This window comes from Acidimicrobiales bacterium (assembly GCA_016794585.1).
GTDB lineage: Bacteria > Actinomycetota > Acidimicrobiia > Acidimicrobiales > DATDAH01 > JAEUJM01.
The window spans coordinates 77,872-87,514 of record JAEUJM010000027.1 but is presented as its reverse complement, the minus strand read 5'-3'; the positions used below and the strand labels follow the sequence as shown (position 1 = coordinate 87,514).

Genomic DNA, 9,643 nt, shown 5'->3' with positions numbered 1-9,643 from the left:
GGATCGAACGCACCTACCACCACCGTCGCCGCCAGGCCCGGCTCGGACGTTTGACCCCCATCGAGTTCGAGATGATCATGACCCCACAGACGGCAACCGCCGCCTGACAACCCGTGTCACCTCAACGCGCGGCAGTCCCAGACAGCCCAGGATTACACACACTACCCGCCAAACTCGCACCGAGATCTCCCCGCCAGCATTAATGGTGGCCCCCCTGGCCACCGAGGGGACAGTAGGGGTGGCTGCGGGTTTCGTCAAATATTTGTGTCAATGTACAGACCTGTATATGGTTCCTACAGCCCGGGGAGCCAACGTCAGAGCGGTCAGCTTGGGACTAGGCCGACAGTCAGTCCAGGCGATCGGCTTCGAGTACCTGTCGAGGACCAAGGTCGGGGTCAGGTCAGGTGCGGATGTTCGTAGTGGCTCGACCTGAGCCGGACCGGGAGGCAGCGGTAAACGCATACTGTTGACCTTCACCGAGCAGTGGGTCTATTTGGACTCCATCGGCAGCTGGACCTTCCCGAGTCTCTCGGTAACCTCGGAGTTTGAAGGCCCTACGCGACCAACCTGGGACGGCGGGTTCGGATTCTCGTGACGGGTTGAGTCTTGCGGGTGGGGTTGGTGCCGCCGGCGAGGAGGATGCGGAGCCGGTAGTTGGCGAGGTTCCGGAACCCTCGTCCTGACCGCTTGACCTGCTTGATGAGCAGGTTGGCGGCTTCGACGGGGCCGTTCGACGCGCCGGTGTGGTGGTGGGCGACGATCTCGGTGGACCATCGCCGCAGGGTCTTCGCGAGGGTCTCGAGCTCGGGCCCTGATTCGGGTTCGTCGCACCAGGCGAGCGCGTCGGCGAGAGCGGTGGCAGCCTCGCCGGGGTCGTCGGTGGCGTAGATCTCGCGGACCTCCTCCTTGGCCACCCAGGCGTCGGTCACGTGGTCGAGGGGGTCGCCGGCGTTGAGGGCGGCGTGGATGCGGTCCCAGCCCCGCTCGTCGACGCGTTCGTAGCCCAGCAACAACAGCCGGCGGATGTCGTAGAGCGGGTCGCCCTTCCAGCCTCGGTGCTCGAGGGTCTCTTGTTGAACGCGTTGACGGCAGCGGGTGACCGCCTGGTTCGCGAGGCGGACGATGTGGAACGGGTCGACCACCACAGTGGTGTCGGCCAACGACGACCGCTGCCCGCTGGCAGGGTCGACACCGGTGATCGCAGACCGGTAGCCCTCGTGGGGATCGACTGACACCACCGCAACGGCGTCGACCCACCAGCGGGGCATGGACGCCATCCAGGCCCGCAGGTCCTTGGCGTCACGGCCCTCGAACACATCGAGGATCTGGCCGGTGCCCACATCGACCACCGCGGTGATGAATCGGCGGCGCCGCCGCCGGTTCGTTGGTTGCATGACGGTCTCGTCGAAGCCGACCATGGCGGTCGGTCCCACCCGGGCGGGGTCGTTCACCCGGGCGGACCCGAGCCGGACGATCGCCGACCACACCGTCGACCAGGCCACCCCGAACCCTCGGGCTAGTCCCGCCGGGGTCGCCTCGAGCGCCGCGACCCGATCCGTCGCCCAGCTCTCCGCCCGGTTCGTCAGCACCCGCCGAGGGTCCGCCAGCCCGGCCTGTTCAGTCCACGTCTTGGCCTCGCAGTCGGGGTCAGGGCACGCCCAGACCCGCTTGCGCCACCGCACCCGCACCGCCCGGTCACCCGCCGGGGTGTCCGCCAAGGTCACCCACCGGCGGTCCTTGGCCCGAGCACGGGTCCCGCAGGTCCCGCAACCCACGAACGTGGCCGTCGTCTCCACCGCCAACGTCACCAACTCGCCGTCATCGACCACGTCGAGGACCACGAACCCGGACGCGCCGAACCACACCGCACCGCTACTACCGTCGCCCACTGGGGGCCTCCTTGAACTCGGACCGTTAGACAGTCACGAGCTTCACGGAGGCCCCCACCTCAACGGCGGACCCCCCACTCCCCAACTCCCAGGTTCGACGCGCTGGGCCAGTTTGAAAGGCATCCCAGAAGGCCCGCCATTTCGCATGGGCGGACGGCGCCGGCCTCGGGCCCGGCGTCACTCGCCCGGGCCGGTGTACCCGTCGGCCGTGGCCAGCACCCGGCCCCCGACGTCGAGGGCCTCGACCGACGTGACGACGGCGTCGTCGGCCAGGGGCGTGAACACGAAGTCCAGGGGGAGGCCGACGTCGGTCGGCTCGAGCTCGAGCGAGGTGCCGGCGTTGTGGGCCGGCTCGTCCACGGAGCGCCCGGCCAGGTTGATGCGGACGGTGGCGACCTCGGGCGTCACGACGGCGCGTGCGAAGAGCAGCCCCCCGTTGGCCCGGCCGTCCGAGTAGAGGACGTTCAGGGTCTCGTCGTAGGGCGGCACCGAGAAGCAGTCCCCCATCTCGCCCGCGGGCGTCTCGATCTTCCCGCAGAGGCCGTACGCGGTCTCGTAGGCGACGAACGCCCAGGTGCCGCCGTCGGGCATCGGCCCCGTCGCCACCTGGCGCTCGGGGCCGACCGCCGCAGGGTCGACCGGCACAGGGTCGATCGGCACGGCACTGGTGACGGGGCCGACGACCTCGAGCTGGACCTCGCCACTGTCCGCCACCAGGCGGCCCGCACCGACGACGCCGGCCAGCACCACCACCGCGCCGAGGGCACCGATCGCGACGCGACGCCGGCGGCGGCGCTGGTGCACCCGCCGCCGCACCTGCGTGAGGTCGACGCCACGGCTCGGGCGAGGTCGGACCTCGGACAAGCGATCGATCAGGTCATCCATCGTGAGCCACCTCCTCGGACTGGGGGCCGACGGACCACGGCCCGCTGCGCAGGCGCTCGAGGCCCTGGTGGGTCAGCGCTCGCACGGTGCCGTCCGCGCAGCCCATGGCCTCGGCCACCACCGCGACCGGCAGGTCGACGACGTGGCGCAGCACGACGGCCCGGCGCTGGCGCTCGGGCAGTGACCGGACGGCGGCGAGCAGGTCCTCGTCCAGCGCCGTGGGCGCCTCGGGCACCCGGACCCGGAGGCCCCCGGCCCGACGAAGGGCGCGGCGCTCGGCCATCGAGCGGCGCCACGACGATCGCGACAGGTTGATGGCCACCCGCCACATCCAGGCGTCGGGGTCACGGGTCTCGGCCACCTGCGACCACCGCTCCCAGACCCGGACCAGGGTCTCCTGGGCCAGCTCCTCGGCGACCGCCCGGCTGTCACACCAGACGACCAACCCCGCCACCAGCCGGGGCCAGGCGTCGCGGCAGAAGGCCTCGACCTCGTCGTGGTCCTGCGCGTCGTGGTCCTGCGCGTCTCGGATCATGCACCCCCTAGGACGCACGAGCCCCCGGTCGCGCTTAGAGCGCCCCGGCGCGTTCCGGCCTGGGCCGGGTCCGGCCCCTCGACGTCAGCCGGCGGTGGTGGTGGTCGAGCCGCCTGCCGGGTCGCCGACCTCGATGTTGAAGTTGGCCTGGTCGCCGTCCACCGAGGTGACGGTGATGGTCACGGGGTAGACGGTGTCGTCGCCCTCGATCGTGAGCTCGCACTCCATCGTCTCGTCCACCTCTGCGGTGAGATCGCCCGGGCAGGACACGTCGGGCGTGGCACCCTCGACCTGGGCCGCGAGCTGGGTCTCGGCCTCGGTCTCGACGTCGGACTGGGACACGGCGTTCTCGCTGCTGCAGCCGGCGAGGAAGAGGCCGCCGAGCGCGACGGCGCCGGCGAGGAGCAGGTGTCGGGAGGTGCGCATGTGCCCACCTTAGGCGAGGGCCCACCGCTCTCAGGTGGCTCTCAGATCAGGCCCCTAGGGTCGTGCCCGTGCCAGCACGGAGGGTCGGGATCCTGGCGGCCGCGCTGACGGCCGGAGCGGTGGCGGCCGCCTCGGTCGTCCCCCTGGCGGCCGGCGCGGCCGGCGGCGAGGGCACCGGCGTCGACCTCACGGCGTTGCCCCTGGACGCGGTGATCACGGCCTCACCGCAGGTGGGCGCCATCACCTCGTGCCAGACCACCTTCAACGGCCCGGGCGCCACAGCCGGGCCCTGGATCGACGAGGACGCCGGCACGTTCGACCTCACCGCCAAGCCCAGCGTGGACGGCAGCGTGTCGTGGCCGTCGTCGCTGTCCATCCTCTTCGGCAGCACGGGCGCCACCCGCATCATCAGCTCGAACGACCTGCCCGACCACCCCACCGGCACCTTCCCCATCGCGCTGAGCGACGACGCCCACCAGTGGGACACCAACCCGAACCAGATCCGCAGCCAGTCGCTCAACATGCCGGTGCCCACCCGTCCCGGGATCGCCGCCGAGCCGGGCTGCCTCGGCCTCGGCAGCGTCGGGATCATGCTGTCGGGCGCCGCCCTGTTCAACGCCCTCGACGCCCAGGGCCGCGACGCCGTGGCCTACGAGATCCCCGACACCTGCGGCGGCCACCCCCAGCAGGCCGGCCTGTACCACTACCACGCCATCTCGGCCTGCCAGGACGACCCCGCCGACGGCGAGCACTCGCCCCTGCTCGGCTACGCCCGTGACGGGTACGGCGTCTACGGCCACCACGGCGAGGACGGCGAGGTGCTCACCAACGCCGACCTCGACGCGTGCCACGGCCACGTGCACACCGTCGAGTGGGACGGCGTCCCGCGGGTGATGTACCACTACCACGCCACCTGGGAGTACCCGTACACGATCGGGTGCTACCGGGGCGCGGCGATGACCACGACGCCGACCGACTGCAACGTGGCGCCGCCCGACAACGGGTTCGCCGACGTCGACCCTGAGCGCGACGCCGCCTTCCTCGACGCCGTCGACTGGGTGGACTGCCACGACCTGCTCACCGGCACCTCCTTCCGCCCGGGTAACGCGTTGAACCGCAAGAACGCCGTCCTCTTGCTGTGGCGCTTCGCGGGGCGCCCGACCGGTGCCCCCGCCTCGTCGTTCACCGACGTCGCCGCGAGCGCCTCGTACCACGACGCCCTCGACTGGGCCGTCGCCGAAGGCGTGTTCGTCCCCGGCGCGGGTGGCGCCTTCCGACCCGCCGGCGCGGTGACCCGCTCCCAGTTCGCGGTGATGCTCTGGCGCCTGCTCGGCGCCCCGACCGATGCACCGGACATCGACCTCACCGACGTCGGCGCCACCAGCTGGTACCACGACGCCCTCGACTGGGCCGTCGACCACGAGGTCCTCGCGCCCTCGTCCAGCGGCGCGTTCCGTCCCGGCGCGGCGGTCAAGCGCAAGGTGGCGGTGGGCTGGCTGTCCGCGCTGGCCGCGTCACCCGACGCCTGGGTGGACTACGCCGGCACCCCACCCGACACGCTGCGCCGGCTCTGAGCCGGCCGGCGGCTCAGGTCAGCGTGAGCGTGCCGGCTTCGAGGGCGGGCAGGCCCTCTTCCTCTTCCTCGCTCTCGTGTTCCTCGCCGCCTTCGTGCTCCTCGGTGGGGGTGTCGTCCCACGTGGCCTTGGCGCCGCTGTGGCCGACCTCGTAGGTGGTCCACACGTTGCCCAGCGAGGCGATGATGGCGAAGGCGATGAGCAGCGGTGAGGCGATCTTCATCCAACCGGGGGCCTCGCTCAGCGAGCCGTCGGCCACCTTGGCGTGGACCTTGTCGCGGTAGTGGAAGAAGAGCATCACCAGAAGAGCGGCGGCGAACAGGAGGATGACCCACGGGAGCATGCGCTCGGCCAACTCGGCGTGCTCTTCGACCAGACGGGTCTCGTCGACGCGCTCCTCGAGGTTCTCGCCGCTGCCCGTGGCGAAGGGGATCATCACGAGGCAGAGGGCCGAGATGCCGACGGTGATCCAGCCGATCTTGTCCCGGGCGGCGGGCCACACCGCGGAGAGCAACAGGCCCAGCGCCGCCAACGGGACGAGCACCACGACGCCGTGCACGATCAGGGGGTGGGCGGGGAGGCCCATGAGGTTGGAGATCTCGAGGTTCATGCCGCCACCTTCCTCCCCGACGAGGAAGGTGAGCCTCAGCGCCGCGCCAAGAATTGGTTAAGTGATCAGCTGGCGTCGGGAGGGGTGCCGAGCGCGCCGGCGGCGTGCAGAGCGGCGATGCGCTCGGCGTCGTAGCCGCACACGTCGGCCAGCACCTCGTCGGTGTGCTCGCCGGCCGTGGGGGCCATCGTCGGCACGGGCAGCTCGGCGCCGAGGACCTTGACCGGCAGCGGCGTCTGGTCGGCACCGACGGCCTCCTTGGGCAGCCAGGGCATCCGGTCCTGGAACTGCGGGTCGTCGGCGATGGTCTTCGGCGTGTTCACCGGGGCCAGCGGCGTGTTGTGCTCGCCGCCGAACTCGAGCCACTCGACCGTGGTCTTGGTGCGGAAGATCTCGCGCAGCTCGGCCCGCAGCTCGGTGTTCCCGACGGCGTGGTCGGCGTACTTCGAGCCGGGGTGGGCCTCGAAGAGCTCGGGACGACCCACGCCCTCGCAGAAGTTCTTCCAGAACTCCCGCTCGGAGGCCATGAAGAGCACGTGGCCGTCGGCGGACTCGTAGATGTTGTAGCGGACGCCGTCCTTCATGCCCGCGGTGCCCGGGGCGCGACGCACGTAGTCGTCCGACGGGTTGCCGGTGACCTCGCTCTCGGGGCGCTCGTAGGCGCGGTAGGTCTCGGAGCGCAGCCAGTCGATGGCCGCCGCCGAGTCCGACTGCGCCACCTCGAGGGCCATGCCCTCCCCGGTCGTGCGGGCGTGGATGACGCCGGCGAGGATGCCGAGGGCACCGAACACCGGGCCGGCGTTGATGCCGATGGACACGTGCTCGGGGATGTAGGTGAAGCCGTCCTCGTCGACCTCGGGCTTCACGATGCCGGCCCACGTGTCGTAGGCGATGCCGTGGCTCGGGTAGTCCTTGTAGGGGCCGGTCATGCCGTAGCCCGAGATGGTCATGAACACGATGCGGGGGTTCACGGCCTTGAGGTCGTCGTAGCCCAGGCCCCGCCGGGCCAGGCCGCCGGGGCGCATGGCCTCGACCACGACGTCGGCGTCGCGCACGAGGTCGCGGAAGATGTCGGCGCCCTCGGGCGTGCGCAGGTCGAGGGTGATGCTGCGCTTGCCCCGGTTGGCGTGCAGGAAGAGCAGGGAGGTCCCCTCCACGATGGGCCACGTCATCTGGCGGCCGTAGTCGCCGGCGGGCGGCTCGACCTTGATGACGTCGGCGCCGAGGTCGGCGAGGGCCGTGGTGATGGCGGCGGGGCCGAGCATCGAGCACTCGATCACGCGTACGCCGGCGAGGGGGGCGACAGCGGCGGGGTTGGGGTCAGCCATGGGGGGCGATGGTAGAGCGCACCTCACCGACGGTCCGCACCCGGTCGGGCGGGAACGTCGGGCCCTCAGGTGACGACGACGGTGAAGGAGTCCTCGGGATGCAGGGTGCAGGCGCCGGTGAAGCGCCCCGGCCGGTCGAACGTGTGCTCGAAGGTCGAGTTGGCCGTCACCACGAAGGGGCCGACGTCGTGGACCCGATCGTCCTCGTTGACGATGCGGATGGTGTCGTTCACCGACACCTCGAGCTCACGGGGGACCAGCTCGACGTCCTCGCCGGCGTCGATGCGGGCGCCGGTCCCGGCCGGGATGTCGATGGTGAACACCTCGCCTGCCGGCTCGGGCCGGACCATCAGCCAGATGCCGACGGTGACGAGGACCGCGGCCAGCCCCACCGCGAGTGCCCCGAGGGCGATGGCGGTGGGGGTGGGACGGGCCCGCGCGCCCGCCTCGTCCGCGGTCACGTCAGGGCGCGTCATCTTGGACCGGCACCGCGATCGTGCGCTCGCCGCCGCTCTCGAAGGTGAGGGTCACCTCGATCTCCTCGCCGGTCTCCAGCGGTGCCACCAGGTCGATGAGCATGATGTGGTAGCCGCCCGGCTCGAGGGCGACGGTCTCGCCTGCGGGCAGCTCGAGTGACTCGATGGGCTGCATGGTCATTGCGCCCATGCCCGCCACGGTGGTCCCGGTGGTGTCCGCTTCCTCCTCGCCGCTCATGCCCTCGCCCGCCATGGTCGTGCCCGTCGAGTCGTCGGCGGGCACGGTCTCGTGGATCTCCACGGTGCCCGCCACGTCCGCCGACACGCTGGCGCCCACGAGGGCGTCGCCCTCGGCGCTGGTCAGCTCCAGGTAGACGGCACCGTAGGTGGTGTCCATGGGGCTCGTGCGCGCCCACGGGTCGGCGATGGTGAGACCGTCCTCGTCGCTGACGACCCCGTCAGCCGCCTCGGCTGCGGTGGTCTCCGTGGTGGCCGACGTGTCGCCGGTGGTGGCCTCGTCGTCGCCGTCGCTGCCACAGGCGGCGAGGCCGACGACGAGAGCGGCTGCTGCGATGAGGCCGGCGAGCAGCCGGAACCGGCGGTGGGGGGTGGGCATGGGGGTCTCCTCTCGGGTCACGCCTGCTGGCGTTCCAGCAGGACGCTGAGATCGTCGGCCATCGCGTCGGGCTCGGTGCCGAAGGGCCACTCAACGAGGACCGTGCCGGTGTCGTCGATGACGTAGGTGATGGCGCTGTGGGCGACGTCGACGGTGCCGTCGGCGTTGTGGACCACCTCGGAGGAGGCGCCGAAGGGCGCCTCGATCTCGGCGATGCGGTCGAGGTCGGGCTCGCGCAGGGCGTGGTAGCGGGTGAAGAACGAGCTCAGGTAGTTGCTGAGCTTCCCGCCGCGATCGCGCCCGGGGTCGACGGTCACCATCGCCACGTCGATCCGCTCCGAGTCGGGACCGAGCTGCTCGAACGCCGTGCGCAGGTCGGCGAGGGTGGTCGGACAGATGTCGGGGCAGCTCGTGTAGCCGAAGTAGGCGATGAGCAGCTCGCCGGGAGCGGCCTGCATGGCGAAGTCGCCGCCCTCGCCGCCCGTGGTGGCGTCGGGCACGGTGACGTCGCCCACCTGGAGGGGCTCGGGCCGGGTGATGCCGGAGAGCGAGGTGTCGTCGGTGCTCGGGGCGCCCGACTCGCCGCCGTCGCTCCCACAGGACGCGACGAGCAGCGCCCCCGTCACCAGCACCGCGGCCACCACGACGAGGCGACCGCGCCGCCCATGCTCCCGATTCACACACCGGTAGTCGCCGCAGGGGCGCCGCGAGTTCCCGCCCGGTTCAGGCGCTCCGTCGCAGGGGCAGGGCGCCGCCGGCCTTCACGGTGGAGATGGCGAAGTTGCTGTAGACGCGAGAGATCTCCGGCCAGGTGCCGAGGTGCTCGCGGGTGAAGCGGTCGTAGTCGCGGAGGTCCCGGCACACGACCTCGAGCAGGAAATCCGACTCGCCCGAGACCACGTGGCAGGCCACCACCTCGGGTAACGCGAGGAACCGCTCCTCCAGGCGCTCCTGGGTGTTCCCGCCGTGGCGCTCGACCGAGACCTCCACGAAGACCGTGAGGTCGAGGCCCACCTGCTCTCGGTCCACGACCGCCCGGTAGCCGGCGATGATCCCGGCCTCCTCGAGGCGCTTCACCCGGCGCAGGCAGGGCGACGGCGAGAGCCCCACCGCATCGGCCAGGGCCACGTTGGACAGACGTCCGTCGGCCTGGAGCTCCTCCAGGATGCGCACATCCACGGCGTCGAGATGGATGCTCGGCATGTTGTGATCCTACAGCCCCCAGGTTAGGCAGATCATTGCGCGCTCCCTTCCTTCTCGCGCAACATTCGCAATCCCCTGCGGCCAGGATCCCGCCACACTGG

11 protein-coding genes are annotated in these 9,643 nt (G+C 71.2%); 1 reads left to right on the top strand and 10 read right to left on the bottom strand.

The annotated features are described in order from the left end of the window. Window positions 1-554 precede the first annotated feature (554 nt). From JNK12_14505 to JNK12_14490, 4 genes are all read right to left on the bottom strand, one after another. Window positions 555-1,889 (bottom strand): ISL3 family transposase, encoded by a 1,335-nt coding sequence (locus JNK12_14505; GenBank protein MBL8777151.1) that lies wholly within the window; start codon window positions 1,887-1,889, stop codon window positions 555-557. Window positions 1,890-2,066: 177 nt separating this feature from the next. Beyond that, window positions 2,067-2,774 carry a hypothetical protein gene (locus JNK12_14500; protein ID MBL8777150.1) on the bottom strand — a complete coding sequence of 236 codons (708 nt, stop codon included), beginning with the start codon at window positions 2,772-2,774 and terminating at the stop codon, window positions 2,067-2,069. Continuing rightward, window positions 2,767-3,309: a sigma-70 family RNA polymerase sigma factor gene (locus JNK12_14495; protein ID MBL8777149.1), complete on the bottom strand. Its 543-nt coding sequence runs from the start codon at window positions 3,307-3,309 to the stop codon at window positions 2,767-2,769. Before JNK12_14495 ends, JNK12_14500 begins: the two co-directional genes overlap by 8 nt. 84 nt (window positions 3,310-3,393) lie before the next feature. Next, entirely contained in the window at window positions 3,394-3,735 is a 342-nt protein-coding gene (locus JNK12_14490; GenBank protein MBL8777148.1) for a DUF4333 domain-containing protein, read from the bottom strand. Window positions 3,736-3,803: 68 nt separating this feature from the next. Between JNK12_14490 and JNK12_14485 the strand changes: the two genes are divergently transcribed. Then, entirely contained in the window at window positions 3,804-5,309 is a 1,506-nt protein-coding gene (locus JNK12_14485; GenBank protein ID MBL8777147.1) for a YHYH protein, read from the top strand. A gap of 13 nt (window positions 5,310-5,322) precedes the next feature. Here JNK12_14485 and JNK12_14480 read toward each other — a convergent pair whose 3' ends face one another. The 6 genes from JNK12_14480 to JNK12_14455 all read right to left on the bottom strand — a co-directional run bounded on the left by JNK12_14480 (window position 5,323) and on the right by JNK12_14455 (window position 9,542). Then, window positions 5,323-5,919, bottom strand: coding sequence for a hypothetical protein (locus JNK12_14480; protein MBL8777146.1), 597 nt, complete (start codon window positions 5,917-5,919; stop codon window positions 5,323-5,325). A gap of 65 nt (window positions 5,920-5,984) precedes the next feature. Continuing rightward, the gene (locus tag JNK12_14475) at window positions 5,985-7,247 is read right to left on the bottom strand and encodes a CoA transferase (GenBank protein ID MBL8777145.1); all 1,263 of its coding nucleotides are present in this window, start codon (window positions 7,245-7,247) and stop codon (window positions 5,985-5,987) included. Window positions 7,248-7,312: 65 nt separating this feature from the next. Next, window positions 7,313-7,708 carry a hypothetical protein gene (locus JNK12_14470; GenBank protein MBL8777144.1) on the bottom strand — a complete coding sequence of 132 codons (396 nt, stop codon included), beginning with the start codon at window positions 7,706-7,708 and terminating at the stop codon, window positions 7,313-7,315. A 1-nt stretch (window position 7,709) separates the two neighbouring features. Continuing rightward, complete coding sequence (locus JNK12_14465) at window positions 7,710-8,339, bottom strand: copper chaperone PCu(A)C (GenBank protein ID MBL8777143.1); 630 nt, start codon at window positions 8,337-8,339, stop codon at window positions 7,710-7,712. A gap of 17 nt (window positions 8,340-8,356) precedes the next feature. Beyond that, complete coding sequence (locus JNK12_14460; protein ID MBL8777142.1) at window positions 8,357-8,980, bottom strand: SCO family protein; 624 nt, start codon at window positions 8,978-8,980, stop codon at window positions 8,357-8,359. 82 nt (window positions 8,981-9,062) lie between these two features. Further along, window positions 9,063-9,542 (bottom strand): Lrp/AsnC family transcriptional regulator, encoded by a 480-nt coding sequence (locus JNK12_14455; GenBank protein ID MBL8777141.1) that lies wholly within the window; start codon window positions 9,540-9,542, stop codon window positions 9,063-9,065. Window positions 9,543-9,643: the final 101 nt, after the last annotated feature.